The sequence below is a fragment of the Bacillus sp. FS02 genome, assembly GCF_024398395.1.
In the GTDB taxonomy this organism is placed as follows: Bacteria; Bacillota; Bacilli; order Bacillales; family Bacillaceae; genus Bacillus; species Bacillus altitudinis.
In genome coordinates this window covers 1529771-1547333 of the sequence record NZ_CP074101.1, presented here as the reverse complement: position 1 = coordinate 1547333, position 17563 = coordinate 1529771, and the positions used below count along the sequence as shown (strand labels likewise).

Here is a 17563-nt window from a genome sequence, read left to right as displayed (position 1 = left end):
ATAGAAACATTATGTAGCATTCCTTGTCGTAAGGAGGACGTGTCACGAACATGAAAAACAATAGAGAGATTCCTGTGAGACAGCGAAATATTGTCCTCATTGGCTTTATGGGCGTTGGGAAAACAACCATTGGGCAGCTGGTTGCCAAAAAGTTATATAGAGATTTTATTGATGTTGATCAGGAGATTGAGAAAAAGTACAACATGACGATTCCAGAAATGTTTCAGCAAAAAGGAGAAGCGTTCTTCAGACAGGCTGAAAAGGACTATATCGTCGATTTATGTGAACATACTCAGCTAAAGATCGTGTCTCTTGGAGGCGGTGCGTTTAAACAGGAAGAAATCAAACGATCTTGCTTAAAGCATTGTACGGTTCTTTTCCTTGACCTATCTTGGGAGAATTGGAAACAACGGCTGGATATTTTAATTGAAAACCGTCCTGTTCTTCATAACCGCACGCTTGACGAGATGAAAGAGCTGTTTGAAGAGCGCCGGGAAATTTATTCCCTTCATAACTCAAGAGTGGAAACAGATCATCTAGAAGCTGAAGAAGTCGCCAATTATATTGTCGACACACTCAAGCTCGGCTGGGATCTATATTCGAAATAAAAAAGTCTATCCTAAGGGGTAGACTTTTTCTATTAGATCTAGAGTAGTCAAAGAAATGACAGTATAAGTTGGATGATGGATGAAAAAAAGAAGAAAAGATGTTTTTTTCTTCGTCATTATATCAAAATGCATGCATCCTTTATGTGGTGTGTCTAGCCATTTGAAAAAAGTGGTGATTAGACTACAACTAAGTCAAGATGATGAGGTTTTTGATTGATGCGGGAAACGACATATATCTCTCATTTTCTTTTTTTGAAAAAATAAAATAGTATCTAAATTCCAATAATAGTTTTTTGAATTATTATAATTTTTAAAAATCTGGTTGACACCTTCGGTTATATCATTCTATGATTATTAACGTAAACGCTTACCGTAAACGTTTACTATAACGGATGGGGAGGAATTTGTTGATGAAAAATAAAGAAAAATGGAGCGGTGTATTCCCGGCAGTCTTAATTCCTTTTAAAGATGACTATTCAATTGATGAACCTGCTTTTCGTAAGCTTGTTCGCTGGGTGGCGGGGCACGAAGGGATTAATGGGATCGTTGTCAATGGACATACTGGCGAGATTATGACTTTGCTGCCACATGAACGAGCTGAAGCTGTGCGTATTGCAGCCGACGAATTAAAGGGAGAAATTCCTGTCATTTCTGGGGTTTCTGCTGAAGGGACAATTGAAGCGATCCAGCATGCAAAAGCAGTGGAGGAAGCTGGTGGAGAAGGTATTCTTCTTATGCCGCCACATTCATGGCTGAGATTCGGTATGCAGCCTGAGTCACCTGTCCAATTCTTTAAAGATGTTGCAGAAGCAATTGACATTTCAATCATCGTTCATCAGTATCCAACATGGACAAAAACCTCTTATACAACCAGTCAATTATTAGAAATGTCGGAGATTCCAAACGTTGTCTCATTTAAAATCGGTCAAAGAGACATGGCGCAATATGAAGTCGATGTGCGCGCACTGAAAAAGCATGCACCAGATGTATCGTTGCTCACATGTCACGATGAATATTTATTGCCAACATTAGTTCAAGGAATTGATGGGGCGCTTGTAGGTTTCGGCTGTTTTGTACCAGATTTGATTGCTGAGCTTGTGAAATGTGTGGAAGAACAAGACCTTGTAGCGGCTAATAAAGTGTACGATAGAATCTTTGAATTAAAGCATGCTGTGTATAAAATGGATGAACCTTCCTCTACCTCTCATCTGCGAATGAAGGAAGCGATGTTCCAGCGAGGTTTGATCAGCAGTTCGCTTGCGAGGAAGCCAGTATTACCTTTAACTCAAAAGGAAAAAGAAGAGATTCGTCAGGGCCTTCAAAGTGTTGGTTTACTTAAGGAAAACGTTAGTAAATAACAGACCATTGATTTCATGATGAAGGTGAGTCGGGTTATAATAGAGTATAAAACAACAGACTCCCGGAGGTATGAAATGTGTCAGTAAGTATTAAAGATGTCGCATTGAAAGCTGGAGTATCTATCGCCTCTGTTTCCCGAGTATTAAGTGGCAAACCAGGAGTAGGTGCTCAAACGGCTGAAAGAATTAAACAAGTGATTGATGAATTAGGCTATCGTCCTAATTTAGGAGCTAGAGGGCTCGTTAAAAGAAAGACTGGCAATATTGCTGTCGTGGTTCCTCGTGGTTCATATATTTTGAATAATCCATTTTTTTCGACGATTTTAGATGGGATAGCGAAGGAATTAGATGAGACTGAATTCAATATGTTGATGTCATTTACATCTGTACAGCAGCAGCGATTACTTGAAACGCAGGCTGTAGATGGTGCCATTTTATTTTCTCCAAGAAATGAAGAATTGAGTATGGATTGGTTAAAAAGTTTAGCTATTCCCATTATCGTTGTCGGAAGTTACTTAGAGGATTCTCCATTTCCATGTGTCAGGCCTGATGATGAGGAAGGTGTGTGTCAATCTGTCACGGCCTTATTTGATAAAGGTCATCGAACCATTGGACTGGTCAATGGTCCAATGAGTTCGATGCATAGTGTGAGGTATTACAAGGGGTATGAGCGTACACTGAAAAATTTAGGATTAACAATGAACAAAGAGCTTGTGTTTGAGTTAGATGAATTTGATGGGGGAAAAGTAGTAGAAGTGGTTTCTCAATTTCTCCAAGGAAACCAGCACATGACTGGAGTTGTTTGCTCTTCAGATTTTTTGGCGATAGGGGTCATGAAAGCGGCAGATATCGCAAATGTGTTAATACCTCATGATTTGTCTGTCGTTGGTGCTGATGATGTGCCCATTGCAAGTTTTCTAACCCCTTCTTTATCTTCTGTTCATGTTGATTTAGTTGGAATGGGAAGAAAAGCGGTTTCTTTACTAACGCAGTTAGTAGAAGGAGAACAGTTAGAGAAGATGGAACATATCTTCCCGATGTACTATGTAGATCGTGGCACCACGGGAACGCCAAAAAAGAAATGATAGATGCTGAAAACTCATATGATCGCTTTAGAATGTCTCTTCATTTAAAATGTAAGCGATTTCTTTTGTGCTCATCAGCATGTACTTTTGCATCATTTCCTCTATTAAGGAGGAGATATCATGACGTTAGAACTCAGCGGAAATTCAAATTCTCATGATGAGCAAGTTGTTGATAGAGCTTCGCAACTATTGACTAGGATGGAAAGTGTACCTTTTTCGAGATGGCATTTAAAACCTCGTATCATTATGGGATCTGCTACCTTTTTTGATGCTTTTGATGCACTATCTTTAGCGTTTGTTCTCCCAGTTCTCATCGGCATGTGGAATTTATCACCTGCTCAAATTGGTCTTCTTATTGGGTCTGGTTATATCGGACAAGCGATTGGTGCTATTTTCTTTGGATGGTTAGCAGAAAGACGTGGCCGTGTATTTAGTGCAAAGTGGACTGTATTTCTCATGTCTATTATGAGTATCGCATGTGTATTTTCAGGTAACTTTATGGCCCTTTTTATTTTTCGTTTTATACAGGGGATTGGAGTAGGAGGAGAAGTGCCAGTAGCGGCCTCATATATCAATGAGTTGTCCCGGGCCCAAGGGAGAGGGAGATTTTTTATGCTCTATGAGATGATTTTTCCATTAGGATTAATGATCTCAGCTCAAATTGGTGCATTTGTTGTACCTAGCTTTGGGTGGAAATGGATGTTCTTGATTGGTGGAATTGGCGGTTTAATCGTCTTTGTCTTCTTTTTCATGTTACGCGAGTCTCCAAGATGGCTTATTTCAAAAGGCAGGTTAGATGAAGCCGAAGGAATCATTGAAGAGATTGAAGCTAGTACAGACAAACGAATGCCTGTTGCAAAGCAAGTGTCCAGCAGCACTGAAAAAGGCGACTGGAAAGAGCTCTTTTCTACTTTTTATCGTAAAAGAACATTGATCGTATGGGGACTATGGTTTTCTGCCTACTTTGTATCGAATGGATTAAATAACTGGTTACCGAGTCTTTATAATACGGTTTATAATTTGCCAGTTGGAGATTCATTAAGGGCAGCCTCTCTCACAAATATTTTACAGACCATAGGGGTATTCGCTTGTGCATTTTTAATCGATAAAGTAGGACGGAAGCGTTGGGCAACCATTGCATTTATCGTAACAGGTGCTTTATTAACGGCTTTATGGATCAGCGGAGCAAATTCTCCAGAAAGCGTTATTTATTTAGGGTCCGCTGCCTACGGAATGATGGGGACAATTACAGTTCTTCTCTATTTATATACACCTGAAATCTATCCAACCCGTATGAGGGTAATTGGTACGGCATTTGCTACAGCGTGGCTTAGGCTGGCCTCAGCGATTGCTCCTATTATGATAGGTTTTATTTTAGAGGTGAGCGGTGTTTCAACTATTTTTATTCTTTTTGCAAGTGTGACTGTAGTGGGAGCAATTCTTGCTTTTAAAATGATCGAAACGAGAGAGAAAGTATTAGAGGATATTGCACCGTAAGTGATGCATGCAGTGAAGAACTTATTCTAAAGAGGGTAGGTTCTTTTTTTATTCAGAGGATTTACGTACACTTTTGAAAAAGCCTAACCTACCTCAGTTCAATTATCTTATAATAGAAACATTATCAGCACTCCTTGTCACGAACATGAAAAGTATATCTATCAGATAGTGGAAATGTATATTCATAATATAAAAGTCTACCGGCTAGGGTAGACTTTTTCGATCAGTTTAATGTTTGATCCCTTGAAGCAGTGTGGCTTTTAGGCAAAAGGATGTTGGCTGACGATGTTCGTCGAATTGCAGTTGAAACAGCTGTTTCGTTTCATCGTCTGCAGCATGAAGGTGGGCAACGATTTCCTTTTGAACATTCTCTGGTGTACGTCCTCGTATGATCCAGTCCTGATAATCAATATGCAGATCCCAGTAACGGATTTCTTCTTTCGTCAGATGGTTGTCAGCGAAAAGCTCTTTCCATTCTGATAACGAGCTTTCTCGCACATGGGAGGGATCTCTCAGTCTATTTAAATGATTAATAAAGTCATCCTGTGCTTGGTTTTCAGGTGCATAATGATCGACAAGTAGAAATTTGCCGCCTTTCTTTAAGCCTCGGCTGATTTCAGACATGGCTGCCGGGAGATGTGGGAAGTGATGAGCAGCAAATCGGCATGTGACCAGATCAAATGATGCATCAGAAAAGGGCAATGCGTCTGCGGATGCCTGCTCAAACGTAATGTGGTTCAGCTGGCGCTCATCCGCAAGTGCTGTAGCAACCTCGATCATTTTGTGTGTGACATCAATCCCGATTCCTTTAGAGATGACGTCTGAAAAGGAAAAAACGGTATGACCTGCCGCGCAGCCGATATCAAGTAGATGCTCATCGCCCTTTGCCTTCGCCGCCGTTTTCATCCATTCAAGTTCTTTTCCAGCTGCAAAGATAGGTGAATCTCGGTAGTTCTCTGCATTTTGTGAGAATTGTTTCTCGGCTTTTGAATATGGATTCATTCCTTTACCCCCTTTTTGTTGTTTCTTTATCGTAGGGTTCTTCCCGTGATTTGTCTAAGACATAAAAGATATGATATGAATAGTTAAAACCTATGAGGTGAGAGAAGTGGATATACGAATGATGGAATATGTCATGGAAGTGTACCGGCAGCAAAGCTTTACAAAAGCAGCGGAAAAACTTCACATTGCACAGCCCTCGTTAAGTCAGCAAATTAAAAAACTTGAGGAGGAATTAGATACTCCTCTGTTTATTCGGAAGTATGGACAAGTCACTCCTACACCTCAAGGAAACCGATTGATCAAAAGAGCAGAAACCATTTTGAAGGAACGAGATGATTTGTTGCGTGAGATGGGGGAAGCTGCTTATGAGGTGGGGAAAGAACTGTTGATCGGTGCGCCAGCTGTCACAGGGGGATATGTCCTGCCAAGTTTATTAAAAACCTATTGTCAAACGTATCCGCACGTTCACGTTCATTTGATAGAAGAATCGCCTCGTGAGCTAGAAAGACGTTTACTCGCTGGGAAACTGGATCTGGCGATTCTTTCTCTGCCTGTCGAGCATGAATCATTGAAAACAAAACAAATGCTGACAGAGCCGCTTCTCCTCGCCATTCCGCAAACGGCTCAACCGTGGTTGACGGATGAACTCAATGAAATCATCAATCAAGCGGATCAAGAAGGGTCTATCCCGTTTCATCTTCTGGAAGATGCCCCGTTTATTATGCTGAAAGAGGGATATGGCTTTCGGCAAGTGGTCACGGAACTGTGCCGTCATCATGGCTTTCGGCCGAGGATTGCATTTGAAACAAGTCATATTCAAACAGCTCAGGCATTGGTTGAAAATGAGCTAGGTGTGACGGTGGTGCCGAAAATGGTGGCACAAGAGGAAAGGAAAGCAGTCACTTATTTACACATTGATTCATGCCCAACCCGCACACTTGTGTTTGCATATGTGGAAGAAAGATATTTAACGAAAGCCGCGCAAGCCTTCATGGACCTTCAACAGAATCAAGGAAAAGCTTAAACAAACGTTTAATTAAACGTAAAAAGCAGGGGAGTCCCCTGCTTTCTAATATAAATCCAGCCGCTGATCTGTCATGACGGGGATTTGTTGTCTCACTTCATCTACGAGCTGAAGATCAATGTTTGCATAATAAATGTCTTCTTCATCATTTGTCTCAAGTAGAATGCGTCCGAGCGGGTCAATCACCATGGAGTGACCAGGGAATTCAGTGTCTCTGCTTGTGCCCGTCCGGTTCACCGCAATCACAAATGACTGATTCTCAATGGCTCTTGCGATGAGCAGACTGCGCCAATGGTCCACTCTTGCTGACGGCCATTGAGCGGTATTAACAAGCACCTTCGCCCCTTTGTTCACGAGCGTCCTAGAAAGCTGAGGGAAGCGGAGGTCATAGCAGATCATGGTGCCAATCTTGACATCTTCATCATAGTTAAATAAACCAAGCTGATGACCGGCGGTTAAATAGTTGTGTTCATCCATTAAGCGGAATAAATGAATTTTATCATAATCTAACAAAAGCTCACCTTGACGGTTAAAGACATACATTGTATTGGTGATGTTTTCATCTTCTGTCCTCTTATTTAAAACACTGCCTGCGATGAGATACACTTGGTGCTTGCGGGCAAAGGAAGAGAAGAGTTGTTTTGTTCGCTCGCCATCTGCATCGGCAAGCTCATCCGCTTGTTCCAGCGCATAGCCGGTATTCCACATTTCAGGTAGAATAATCAAATCAGGCTGTTGGCGGATGGCTTCTTCTAAACATTCTTCTGCTTTCTGAAAGTTTACATCAGGTTCTCCTATTTGTACGTCCATTTGAATCAGGGCGATGTTCATGTCGGTCTGCCTCCTTTATTCGTTTCATGCAATGAATGGTTCGGGTGATATTGCCTGAAGCATCTAGTCTTCAAGCCAGTTTCTTTATCATAAAGCTTTCCGCCATCTTTGCCAATAGAAATGTCAGAAGGTTTTGTTAAATGACTTTCTAAGTCGAGAAATCAATGATATGATACATATAACTAACAAAACAAAGGGGAATAGTAGGGTATGCAATTGTTCGATTTACCACTAGAAGATCTAAAAGAATATAAACCCAAAAAAACAGCACGTCCTGATTTTGCTCACTTTTGGAAATCATCTCTGGAAGAACTGAATCAAGTGAAGGCCAAACCAACGTTAGACCCTTTTGATTATCCAGTGAAAGGGGTCAACGTATACCGCCTGACGTATCAGAGCTTTGGGCAATCGCGTATTGAAGGCTGGTATGCCGTACCTGATCAAACAGGTCCGCATCCTGCTCTTGTTCGATTTCATGGCTATAACGGAAGCTATGACGGTGGTATTCATGATATTGTCAATTGGGCGCTGCATGGCTATGCGACGTTTGGAATGCTTGTCCGTGGTCAAGGTGGCAGTGAAGACACATCAGTGACGCCAGGCGGGCATGCATTAGGGTGGATGACAAAAGGCATTTTGTCGAAGGATACGTACTATTATCGAGGTGTTTATCTAGATGCTGTTCGTGCACTCGAAGTCATTCAGTCTTTCCCCGAAGTAGATGAACACCGTATCGGCGTGATCGGTGGAAGTCAGGGGGGTGCGTTAGCGATTGCGGCCGCAGCCCTTTCAGATATTCCAAAAGTCGTTGTGGCAGACTATCCTTACTTATCAAATTTTGAGCGTGCGGTTGATGTAGCCTTGGAGCAGCCTTATTTAGAAATCAATTCATACTTTCGAAGAAACAGTGATCCGAAAGTGGAGGAAAAGGCATTTGAGACATTAAGCTATTTTGATTTAATCAATTTAGCCGGCTGGGTGAAACAGCCAACATTGATGGCGATCGGTCTGATTGATCAAGTGACACCGCCATCCACCGTGTTTGCGGCATACAATCATTTAGAAACAGATAAAGAGCTGAAAGTGTACCGATATTTTGGGCACGAGTTTATTCCTGCTTTTCAAACAGAGAAGCTGTCCTTTTTACAAAAGCATTTGCTTCTATCAACATAAGAGCATGACAAAGAGCTAAAATGACATTCATTTTAGCTCTTTGTCTTTTTCAGCTATTGGAGCGATCAGCTTAATAACTGGTGTTCTGTCTTGTTTTTTCATCAGGTACTAATGCTGTAACGATCAGGGCAAGGGCTGTGATGATGTGAAGGATGAATCCGAGAATCGGAATCCATGCCAGGCAGGATGTGACAATTCCAATGATACTTCCGATCATTGGTCCCTGGTCTCGCTTCGATAAGACGAGTGTGATAATATGCAGAATAAGCATGACCATGAGCGGTGAATAGCCATTGCTGATAACGAATAGACCTCCGATCACAGGGATAGCAAGGCAAGCTTCAAAAATCCCAGTGATCCATTTCATAATGCGAGATATAGACATCAGATCCAACTCCTTTTTCATATATGTCTTATTCGTATTTTCCCAAAAGGTGAAGAAGTCATGCAGAATTCTATAGAAAGAGTTGATGGACACTTGAGAGAAAGAATTAAGGAAGAGCTGAAAATCATCGAAGAAACGTATGACATCAAGATTTGTCTCGCCGTTGAATCGGGCAGCAGGGCATGGGGATTTCCTTCAACTGACAGTGATTATGATGTTCGCTTTTTATACGTTCCCCGGAAAGAATGGTATTGGGCGATGGAAGAGCATCGTGATGTCATTGAACGGCCGATTGATGACATGCTTGATATCAGCGGCTGGGAGCTGCGAAAGGCGCTGCGTTTATTCAATAAATCGAATCCGTCCATTATGGAATGGCTGTCTTCTGATATCATTTATGCTGAATCCTTCTCTCTAGCCAAGCAGCTGAGAGAATTAAAGGATCGAGCGTTTTATCCCGCAGCATTGATGTATCATTACCTCAATATGGCGAAACGGAATGAGAGCCGGCATTTACGAGGAGAGCAGGTGCGAATCAAGAAGTATTTCTATGTGCTTCGTCCGCTGCTTGCCTGCCAGTGGATTGAACGTTACCGGACGGTTCCACCCATGGACTTTCATGAATTACTCAAGGAGCTAGTGGAGGAAGGCCCGCTGTTAGCAGAAATTCACGAACTGCTCAAACGTAAAATGGACGGAGAAGAAATGGATTTAGAGGACCGCCTTGTACATGTCCATCCATTTATCGACAAAGAGCTGGCTCGTTTTGATGAATTGGTGAAAAGCTACAATCAGCCGAAGGACAATCTCACTGAAGAATTAAATAAGCTTTTGCAGTCTACCCTTGATGAGGTGTGGGCGTAGGAGGGGAGAGTCAGCCGGATAGCGGCAGACTCTTTTTTTATCTCTTATTGTGATAAAACCACAAAAAAAGTCAGAATTTTTGTCATCTTCAAATATTGTAGCGGACAGCTCATGAGCCTTACAATAAAGACATAGCTTACAAAGAGTGGGAGGTGCCCTTTATGGAGTCGGTCACAAGAAATTTCTTCTTGTTTTTGTCAAAGAGCAGTCTCTTGAACCATATTGCTCGTAATTGGGGAAGTGCTGTTGCATCAAAGAAAATCATCGGTGGGAAGGATTTTGAGAGCGCTATCCCTGTCATCAAACGATTAAACGATCAAGGTATGGCCGTAACGGTTGATCACCTCGGTGAGTTTGTCACAAAGGCAGAGATTGCAAATGAGCGGACGAATGAGTGTATTCAAACCATTCAGCGAATTGCAGAGGCGGGACTCAATTCCCACGTCTCACTTAAAATGACATCGCTTGGCTTAGATATTGACGATGACCTTGTGTATCGCAATATGAAAAGCATTTTAGATACGGCAGAGAAACACCGTATTATGGTGACAATTGATATGGAGGATGAACAGCGCTGTCAAAAAACGCTGGACATTTTTAAAGAAATGAAATCTCAATATGAGTATGTCAGTACGGTTTTGCAGGCGTATTTGTACAGAACAGAACAAGATCTTGATGACCTAAATGAGTTGCAGCCATTTTTAAGACTTGTAAAGGGTGCCTATAAGGAATCCGCCGAAGTGGCGTATCCAAGCAAAAAAGACGTCGATCAGAATTACAAGAAGCTGATCGAAAAGCAGTTACTCTCAGGGAATTATACAGCCATTGCGACACATGACGATCAAATGATCGAATTTACGAAACATATTGTGAAAAAACACAATATACAGACAGATCAGTTCGAATTTCAAATGCTGTATGGCATGAGATCAGAAACGCAGCAAGCACTCGTGAAGGAAGGCTATCAAATGAGGGTCTACACCCCGTATGGACGAGAGTGGTATGGCTACTACATGAGACGTCTTGCAGAACGACCGGCAAACATTGCATTTGCTTTAAAAGGGATGACGAGAAAATAATTTGAAACGGGAGCGTGACAAAGATGACAACACCTTACAAGCATGAACCATTCACGGATTTTAGCCAGGAAGAAAATCGCCAAGCGTTTGAACAAGCATTAGCCAAAGTAACAGAATCACTTGGGCAAACCTATCCGCTTGTGATTAATGGAGAAAGAATCGAAACAACAGACAAGATTGTCTCGATCAATCCAGCGAAGAAGGAAGAAGTCGTGGGTACAGTATCAAAAGCTGGGAAAGAAGAGGCAGAGCAAGCGATTCAAGCTGCGGCAAAAGCGTTTGAAACATGGCGCTACACGTCTCCAGAAGAAAGAGCCGGCGTTTTATTCCGCGCTGCGGCAAGCATTCGCCGTAAAAAGCATGAGTATTCAGCCCTTCTCGTAAAAGAAGCAGGGAAGCCTTGGAATGAAGCGGATGCAGATACAGCAGAAGCCATTGACTTCCTAGAGTATTATGCCCGTCAAATGCTAGAGCTTGCGAAAGGCAAACCGGTGAACAGCCGCGAAGGGGAACGCAATCAATATGTGTACACACCAACTGGCGTGACGCTTGTCATTCCACCATGGAACTTCTTGTTTGCGATCATGGCAGGAACAACCGTTGCACCAATCGTCACAGGGAATACAGTTGTTTTAAAACCAGCAAGTGCGACGCCTGTCATTGCAGCCCGCTTTGTAGAAGAACTGGAGCAAGCAGGTCTTCCGAAAGGTGTTGTCAACTTCGTGCCAGGTAGCGGAGCAGAAGTAGGAGATTACTTAGTAGATCATCCGAAAACAAGCCTTATTACATTCACTGGATCAAGAGAAGTGGGCACACGTATTTTTGAACGTGCGGCAAAAGTACAGCCAGGACAACAGCATTTAAAGCGTGTCATTGCTGAAATGGGCGGTAAGGATACAGTCGTTGTAGATGAGGATGCAGATGTTGAATTAGCGGCTAACGCCATTTTCACATCAGCCTTCGGTTTTTCAGGTCAGAAATGTTCGGCTGGATCTCGTGCTGTCGTCCACGAGAAGCTGTATGACCAAGTCGTTGAGCGAGTGAAGGAAATCACAGAAACGAAAACAACAGCGAATCCGTTATCAGCTGATGTGTACATGGGACCTGTCATTGATCAAGCTTCCTTTGACAAGATCACGGAATATATCGAAATTGGCAAGCAAGAAGGCCGTCTAGTCACTGGCGGAACAAGTGATGATTCAGAAGGGTACTTCATTCATCCAACCGTGTTTGCAGATCTAGAGCCAACATCTCGTTTAATGCAAGAAGAAATCTTTGGACCTGTCCTAGCTTTCTCAAAAGTCTCAAGCTTTGATGAGGCGCTTGAAGTAGCCAACAACACAGAATATGGGCTAACCGGTGCGGTCATTACAAATAATCGTGATCACATCAACCGTGCGAAGCAGGAGTTCCATGTCGGGAACCTTTACTTTAACCGTAACTGTACGGGAGCGATTGTGGGTTACCACCCATTTGGCGGCTTTAAAATGTCAGGAACTGATTCAAAAGCAGGCGGTCCAGATTACCTTGCTCTGCACATGCAGGCCAAAACGATCAGCGAAATGTTTTAATATGGAAAAGCATGAACTCGTGCAGGCGAGTTCATGCTTTTTTTACCTGTCTACGACTTGTTTCTATACAAATCTGACTGGAAAGAAGTATGATAAATGTATCACTTATTCAGGGAGCAATCGGGATGGAAGAGATATTAGAAAAGCTTCATACATTTTTTGATGTCGATAAATTAATTGCATTTATTAGTGGTTATTTAAAAAAACCAGTCATTTTAGAAAGTACTGAATGTCAGCTGCTTGCTTATAATTCTTACAGCATCCAGCAGTTCGACCCAGTCAATCAGCAAACCATTTTCTCAAAGGAATGTCCGGGAGCTGTGGTGGATTGGTTAAAAAAAACAGGGGTCATTGAGCAGCTATATACAGATTCAAATCCTTTTTATGTGAATGGTCATGAGGAGCTCGGGTTTAATCGTCGGGTGGCTGTGAGCGCCAAGCACAAACAAGAGGTTGTCGGCTTTATTTGGGTGCAGGACATTGAGGATTCTCTCTCTCAAGAGGAGCTGCAATTTTTACACGAGGCATCGTTTCAGGTTGGAAAAGTTATTTATAAAAATAAGAAACAGTTGGAGAAAAAGGAAGGCAAGATTGAAGAGTTCTTCAAAAAGGTCATGGATGATCATTTTTATACAGAAGAAGAGCTGAAATGGGAAGCTGAGAATTTAAGCATTCCACTGCCAGCTGTCTTTACTGTGATGGTTGTTCATGCCGCCGATAACAAAAGTGAGACGGCAGAAGATGTGAAGGATGTGATTAGAACCTATTTACAGCTAGAAGACAAGGTCAATCACGTCTACTCTGTGCAAGCAGACATCGTCGTGATATTAGGCAGTTTGTCAGATCGCCACTCACCAAAAGCGACCGCTGCGGATGTCGTCGCCCATCTTCAATCGAAAACGCATACACACCCATCTCCTTTATATATTGGGATGGGAAGAGAATATCGAGATGTCATGAAAATGAGCACAAGTCGATTTGAAGCGATAGAAGTCGTGAAAGCAGTGAAGATTGTCGGCGGACAGGAATTGATTCCATACGATTACGAGCATTTGGGGGTCTTCCGGTTCTTAGACTCGATTTACAGTCACCAAAAAAAGAAAAACGACTTTAATCCAGATTTGTTGCGCCTAAAGGAAAAAGACCGTGACAGCCAAACATCATTTTTAAAAACCTTAGAGGTCTACTTATTGAATAATTGCAAGCTAAAACCAGCTGCAGAGCAGTTGTTTATTCATCAAAATACACTAAACTATCGAATGAAACAAATTTTTGAAATGACGTCTATTGATTTAAGTCATTTTAGCCAGCGATGTGAGTTATTTATTGAATTGATGCTGATGAAAAAAGATCAATAGGCGTGGACTCCGCAGGTGCAAAGGATGACCTGCGGATTTTTATGCGAGATCATAAAATGGCATACAATTGCCTTATTTCGTTGTATGATAGATAAAGATTTTATGAGGAAAGTGAAAGGAGGGCCACCTTTGGGATCAGTCACCTTGGCCATTTTGATTTTCATCATGACCCTCGTCCTTGTCATTTGGCAGCCAGGACGTTTAACCATTGGATGGTCAGCGTGCGGGGGAGCGATTCTTGCTCTTGCTTTTGGGGTCGTTCATTTGGGCGATGTATGGGAAGTTACCCAAATTGTCTGGAACGCCACCTTTGCATTTATTGGAATTATCATCATTTCATTGATTTTAGATGAAATTGGTTTTTTTGAATGGGCGGCACTTCATATGGCAAAAGCCGCAAGAGGGAACGGGGTCCGCATGTTTATTTATTTAACATTGCTCGGCGCTGTGGTAGCAGCTTTTTTTGCCAATGATGGAGCGGCACTTATCTTAACCCCGATCGTTTTATCTGTGGTCAGAGCGCTGAAGCTGGATGAGCGTATGATCCTGCCATTTGTCATGGCAAGCGGCTTTATTGCAGATACGACGTCTCTGCCATTTGTCATTAGTAACTTGGTCAATATCGTATCAGCCGATTATTTTCATATTGGCTTTCTTGAATATACAGCAAACATGTTCGTCCCAAACCTTGTATCGCTTGGCGCTAGTATGCTTGTGCTGTATGTGTTTTATCGGAAACTCATCCCGAAAACGTACGATGTTTCGCAGGCGAAGGAACCAGCTTCGGCCATTCGTGATCTGCGCATGTTCCGGTTATCTTGGTATGTGTTAGGATGCTTGCTTGTTGGATATTTTGCTGGGGAATTGGCAGGCATTCCGGTGTCAATCATTGTAGGCGGCATTGCCATTGCTTTCTTATGGCTGGCGAAACGGAGTCCACAAGTGGCGACAAAACGAGTCGTCAAAGAAGCACCTTGGTCGATTGTGTTTTTCTCTATCGGCATGTATGTCGTGGTGTATGGGCTGAAAAATGTCGGCCTGACAGAAATTTTAGCGGCGTGGATTGAACAGGGGGCGTCACACGGTTTACTTGCGGGAACGATGTTTATGGGGGTCCTGGCAGCAGTGCTATCTTCTGTCATGAACAATCTCCCAACCGTTTTAATTGATGCGATTGCCATCGGTCACACAGATACAGCAGGTGTGATGAGAGATGCACTGATTTATGCCAACGTCATCGGCTCAAACCTTGGCCCGAAAATGACCCCAATCGGTTCATTGGCGACATTGCTGTGGCTTCATGTCTTGAAGAAAAAAGGTGTGCATATTTCTTGGGGGGCATACATGAAAGCTGGAATCATTCTAACCATACCGACTCTGATCATCACGTTATTGGGGTTGTATGTGTGGTTATGGCTGATACATTAAAAAGCAGATCCCATGGATCTCAGCGCATAGACAAACCCTCGCATTCTTTGTCAGTCCTGCGTGCTGGTGCTCACGAATGTCAAATTCGCTCCGTGCCAGTACTCGTCCTTCCTAGACTGCAAAGGTTTTCTATCACGCTGAAAAGAAAACAAAGGGCTAAAATCAAGTTCATTTTAGCCCTTTGTTAACAATCTGAGCAGATCCCATGGATCTGTTTTTTGTTGTTATAGATATTTTGCATAGCGTTTTTCCAAAAAGTCTTGGAGCAATGAGACCACACTGCATATGCCCCAGTAAATCAAGGCAACCAATATATACATGGTCATATAATCGAATTCTCTTCCGCCCACAATTTTTGCTTGCTGGAAGAGTTCGGGCACAGTAATCATTGCCGCTAGTGAGGAAGCTTTGATTAAATCAAGCATGACGTTGGTCAGGGGCGGTAGTGCAATGCGCACGGATTGAGGCAAAATGACTCCGCGCATCGTTTGCCAATAGCTGAGACCAAGTGATTTGGCGGCTTCCACTTGACCACTTGGAACAGAGGAGAGGGCCGCCCGGTTAATTTCGGCAATGTATGCAGCACTATTGAAGCTGAATCCAATAATAGCAGCAGTGACAGCTGTAAATTCAATGCCGATGTAAGGGAATCCGAAATAAAGGATAAACAAAATGACCAGAATGGGAACCCCTCGCATGAATGAAATATACAGCCGTGCAGGCAGCCGAAGGAACCATGTATTTGCCATTCTAGCAAGGGCAATAAAAAAGCCAAGAATCGTACCAAAAAACATGCTCACAAAAGAAATGAGCAGCGTCAGCCAGATGCCTTTCATCACAAACGGAAATGACGCTTTTGCCAGTGCAGGATTAAAGATATATTCTAAATGAATATCTCCCACGGCTGCGGCTCCTTATTTAGAAATGTCGACATCTTCGACATCAACATCAATTTTCTTTGAGACGTCAGCATGATTAAAGAATTTCTCCGAAATCTTTTTCATGGTTCCGTCTTTTTTCATCTCTTTTAATACACGATTTAATTCTTTTTGAAGCTCTGTATTGTCTTTTTTCATCACAAACCCTTGTTCATTCGGCATGTATTTTAAGTCTGGATGGATCGTAATATTTAGCTTAGGGAATGCAGCAAGCGCCAGTGTTTGCAAGTAGTAGTCATTTAAAATGACATCTGTACGGCCGTTTGCAACATCCTTTAAATATTGCTCGTTTGTGGCATTATCATAGATGACTTCTTTTGCACCATACTTACGGGCAACATCCATATAAATGGTCGTTGCAGCACCTGCTGCTTTCTTTCCTTTTAAATCCTTTAGCGTTTTAATACCTGACAGATCATCTTTTCTGACGATAGCGGTTCCATATGAGTATTTATAAGGTGTTGAAAAGGCGAACTTATCTTTCCTGTCATCTGTGATGTCGATATCGTTTGCAGCGGCATCCACCTGACCTGAATTAATGGCACTGAGCATACCGTCATAACCCATTTCTTTAAATTCTACTTTTACGTCAAGGCGCTTAAATGCTTCTTTGACGACTTCCACTTCATAGCCAGTCAATTGATCCTTGCCGTTCGATGTATCATGGTAAGACGTAGGATACAAGGTGCCTGAAGTAGCGACAACGATTTTCCCTTTCTTTTGAATCTGATCCCACTTTGATTCTCCAGACTGAGATGAGCCTGATTGATTGCAAGCAGACATGACAAGCATGAGAGCAGACACAACAAGCAGCACCCATATAGGTTTTCTATGATAAAAACGACTCATTTAAGAATCCTCCTCTATTTTTTATACAAAACAAAACATAGCACGCTTTTTCAGTTAGGACAACGTTTTCAGATGAAAAGCGAAAAAGTAAGAATATTATGTGCAATTTGATGGGGTGAATAATGTATAAAAAAGGAAAGAGTGCGCAAATTAAAATCGAATAAAGGAGGGAACGACAGAGATGAAAAAAACAAGTGGTTTGATCATACTAACGATGGTGCTATTATTTGGTTTTCAGGTGAATACGGCTCATGGAGAAACACCCCAAATGGAAAAGCGCCCCGTCACGCATCAAGTAAAATTAACGACAGAGCAACAAAAACAAATTGAAGTACTTGAACAGCAAATTTTGTCTAAACGAAAAGAAGTGATCGAAAAATACGTTCAGTATGGTGTGTTAACGAAGGAACAAGGCACGCACATCACAAAACGAATGGATGAACATTACAATCACTTAAAAAATAACGGGTTTGTTCCATTACTAAAAAAACCACAGCACCATCGACCATAAGT

Annotated in this window: 17 protein-coding genes; 12 read left to right on the top strand and 5 right to left on the bottom strand. The window is 42.2% G+C overall.

Going from position 1 to position 17563, the window contains the following annotated elements; translation table 11 throughout:
- Nucleotides 1–50 precede the first annotated feature (50 nt).
- The 4 genes from KFQ09_RS07765 (at nucleotide 51) to KFQ09_RS07750 (ending at nucleotide 4548) form a co-directional block, all read left to right on the top strand.
- Nucleotides 51–608, top strand: a complete 558-nt coding sequence (locus KFQ09_RS07765) for a shikimate kinase (RefSeq protein WP_007498270.1) — start codon at nucleotides 51–53, stop codon at nucleotides 606–608.
- A 410-nt stretch (nucleotides 609–1018) separates the two neighbouring features.
- Nucleotides 1019–1966, top strand: coding sequence for a dihydrodipicolinate synthase family protein (locus tag KFQ09_RS07760; protein WP_060832059.1), 948 nt, complete (start codon nucleotides 1019–1021; stop codon nucleotides 1964–1966).
- 77 nt (nucleotides 1967–2043) lie between these two features.
- Nucleotides 2044–3051 carry a LacI family DNA-binding transcriptional regulator gene (locus KFQ09_RS07755; RefSeq protein ID WP_255836188.1) on the top strand — a complete coding sequence of 336 codons (1008 nt, stop codon included), beginning with the start codon at nucleotides 2044–2046 and terminating at the stop codon, nucleotides 3049–3051.
- Nucleotides 3052–3171: 120 nt separating this feature from the next.
- Nucleotides 3172–4548: an MFS transporter gene (locus KFQ09_RS07750; RefSeq protein WP_058336338.1), complete on the top strand. Its 1377-nt coding sequence runs from the start codon at nucleotides 3172–3174 to the stop codon at nucleotides 4546–4548.
- Nucleotides 4549–4776: 228 nt separating this feature from the next.
- Here the strand turns inward: KFQ09_RS07750 and KFQ09_RS07745 are convergent, their stop codons facing one another.
- On the bottom strand, nucleotides 4777–5550 hold the full coding sequence (locus KFQ09_RS07745; protein WP_255836187.1) for a class I SAM-dependent methyltransferase: 774 nt from the start codon (nucleotides 5548–5550) through the stop codon (nucleotides 4777–4779).
- 118 nt (nucleotides 5551–5668) lie between these two features.
- Here KFQ09_RS07745 and KFQ09_RS07740 point away from each other — a divergent pair, with 118 nt between their 5' ends.
- Nucleotides 5669–6574 carry a LysR family transcriptional regulator gene (locus KFQ09_RS07740; protein WP_216895645.1) on the top strand — a complete coding sequence of 302 codons (906 nt, stop codon included), beginning with the start codon at nucleotides 5669–5671 and terminating at the stop codon, nucleotides 6572–6574.
- A 45-nt stretch (nucleotides 6575–6619) separates the two neighbouring features.
- On the opposite strand, the gene KFQ09_RS07735 is transcribed toward KFQ09_RS07740, so the two are convergent.
- A complete protein-coding gene (locus tag KFQ09_RS07735) occupies nucleotides 6620–7405 on the bottom strand; it encodes a carbon-nitrogen family hydrolase (protein WP_060832063.1) in 786 nt (261 codons plus the stop codon).
- A 210-nt stretch (nucleotides 7406–7615) separates the two neighbouring features.
- Between KFQ09_RS07735 and KFQ09_RS07730 the strand changes: the two genes are divergently transcribed.
- Nucleotides 7616–8578: an acetylxylan esterase gene (locus KFQ09_RS07730; RefSeq protein ID WP_060832064.1), complete on the top strand. Its 963-nt coding sequence runs from the start codon at nucleotides 7616–7618 to the stop codon at nucleotides 8576–8578.
- Between the two features lie 70 nt (nucleotides 8579–8648).
- On the opposite strand, the gene KFQ09_RS07725 is transcribed toward KFQ09_RS07730, so the two are convergent.
- Nucleotides 8649–8963, bottom strand: coding sequence for a hypothetical protein (locus tag KFQ09_RS07725; RefSeq protein ID WP_008342068.1), 315 nt, complete (start codon nucleotides 8961–8963; stop codon nucleotides 8649–8651).
- Nucleotides 8964–9023: 60 nt separating this feature from the next.
- Between KFQ09_RS07725 and KFQ09_RS07720 the strand changes: the two genes are divergently transcribed.
- The 5 genes from KFQ09_RS07720 to KFQ09_RS07700 all read left to right on the top strand — a co-directional run bounded on the left by KFQ09_RS07720 (nucleotide 9024) and on the right by KFQ09_RS07700 (nucleotide 15263).
- Nucleotides 9024–9827: a nucleotidyltransferase domain-containing protein gene (locus KFQ09_RS07720; protein ID WP_080688145.1), complete on the top strand. Its 804-nt coding sequence runs from the start codon at nucleotides 9024–9026 to the stop codon at nucleotides 9825–9827.
- 161 nt (nucleotides 9828–9988) lie between these two features.
- Nucleotides 9989–10906, top strand: a complete 918-nt coding sequence (locus tag KFQ09_RS07715; protein ID WP_074041710.1) for a proline dehydrogenase family protein — start codon at nucleotides 9989–9991, stop codon at nucleotides 10904–10906.
- A gap of 23 nt (nucleotides 10907–10929) precedes the next feature.
- Nucleotides 10930–12477 (top strand): L-glutamate gamma-semialdehyde dehydrogenase, encoded by a 1548-nt coding sequence (gene pruA / locus KFQ09_RS07710; RefSeq protein ID WP_007498254.1) that lies wholly within the window; start codon nucleotides 10930–10932, stop codon nucleotides 12475–12477.
- A gap of 125 nt (nucleotides 12478–12602) precedes the next feature.
- Nucleotides 12603–13835: a PucR family transcriptional regulator gene (locus tag KFQ09_RS07705; RefSeq protein WP_017358555.1), complete on the top strand. Its 1233-nt coding sequence runs from the start codon at nucleotides 12603–12605 to the stop codon at nucleotides 13833–13835.
- Between the two features lie 129 nt (nucleotides 13836–13964).
- On the top strand, nucleotides 13965–15263 hold the full coding sequence (locus tag KFQ09_RS07700; protein WP_008342056.1) for an arsenic transporter: 1299 nt from the start codon (nucleotides 13965–13967) through the stop codon (nucleotides 15261–15263).
- 224 nt (nucleotides 15264–15487) lie between these two features.
- Here KFQ09_RS07700 and KFQ09_RS07695 read toward each other — a convergent pair whose 3' ends face one another.
- On the bottom strand, nucleotides 15488–16165 hold the full coding sequence (locus tag KFQ09_RS07695) for an amino acid ABC transporter permease (RefSeq protein ID WP_008347854.1): 678 nt from the start codon (nucleotides 16163–16165) through the stop codon (nucleotides 15488–15490).
- Nucleotides 16166–16177: 12 nt separating this feature from the next.
- On the bottom strand, nucleotides 16178–16993 hold the full coding sequence (locus KFQ09_RS07690; RefSeq protein ID WP_370529221.1) for a transporter substrate-binding domain-containing protein: 816 nt from the start codon (nucleotides 16991–16993) through the stop codon (nucleotides 16178–16180).
- A 238-nt stretch (nucleotides 16994–17231) separates the two neighbouring features.
- On the opposite strand from KFQ09_RS07690, the gene KFQ09_RS07685 reads away from it, so the two are divergent.
- Complete coding sequence (locus KFQ09_RS07685) at nucleotides 17232–17561, top strand: YckD family protein (RefSeq protein ID WP_017366586.1); 330 nt, start codon at nucleotides 17232–17234, stop codon at nucleotides 17559–17561.
- Nucleotides 17562–17563 lie beyond the last annotated feature (2 nt).

Excerpts from the sequence above, each read along its gene's own strand:
- KFQ09_RS07765 (WP_007498270.1), top strand. The coding sequence starts at position 51 with ATGAAAAACAATAGAGAGATTCCTGTGAGACAGCGAAATATTGTCCTC.
- KFQ09_RS07760 (WP_060832059.1), top strand. The coding sequence starts at position 1,019 with ATGAAAAATAAAGAAAAATGGAGCGGTGTATTCCCGGCAGTCTTAATT.
- KFQ09_RS07750 (WP_058336338.1), top strand. The coding sequence starts at position 3,172 with ATGACGTTAGAACTCAGCGGAAATTCAAATTCTCATGATGAGCAAGTT.
- KFQ09_RS07745 (WP_255836187.1), bottom strand. The coding sequence starts at position 5,550 with ATGAATCCATATTCAAAAGCCGAGAAACAATTCTCACAAAATGCAGAG.
- KFQ09_RS07740 (WP_216895645.1), top strand. The coding sequence starts at position 5,669 with ATGATGGAATATGTCATGGAAGTGTACCGGCAGCAAAGCTTTACAAAA.
- KFQ09_RS07735 (WP_060832063.1), bottom strand. The coding sequence starts at position 7,405 with ATGAACATCGCCCTGATTCAAATGGACGTACAAATAGGAGAACCTGAT.
- KFQ09_RS07730 (WP_060832064.1), top strand. The coding sequence starts at position 7,616 with ATGCAATTGTTCGATTTACCACTAGAAGATCTAAAAGAATATAAACCC.
- KFQ09_RS07725 (WP_008342068.1), bottom strand. The coding sequence starts at position 8,963 with ATGTCTATATCTCGCATTATGAAATGGATCACTGGGATTTTTGAAGCT.
- KFQ09_RS07720 (WP_080688145.1), top strand. The coding sequence starts at position 9,024 with ATGCAGAATTCTATAGAAAGAGTTGATGGACACTTGAGAGAAAGAATT.
- KFQ09_RS07715 (WP_074041710.1), top strand. The coding sequence starts at position 9,989 with ATGGAGTCGGTCACAAGAAATTTCTTCTTGTTTTTGTCAAAGAGCAGT.
- pruA (WP_007498254.1), top strand. The coding sequence starts at position 10,930 with ATGACAACACCTTACAAGCATGAACCATTCACGGATTTTAGCCAGGAA.
- KFQ09_RS07705 (WP_017358555.1), top strand. The coding sequence starts at position 12,603 with ATGGAAGAGATATTAGAAAAGCTTCATACATTTTTTGATGTCGATAAA.
- KFQ09_RS07690 (WP_370529221.1), bottom strand. The coding sequence starts at position 16,993 with ATGCTTGTCATGTCTGCTTGCAATCAATCAGGCTCATCTCAGTCTGGA.
- KFQ09_RS07685 (WP_017366586.1), top strand. The coding sequence starts at position 17,232 with ATGAAAAAAACAAGTGGTTTGATCATACTAACGATGGTGCTATTATTT.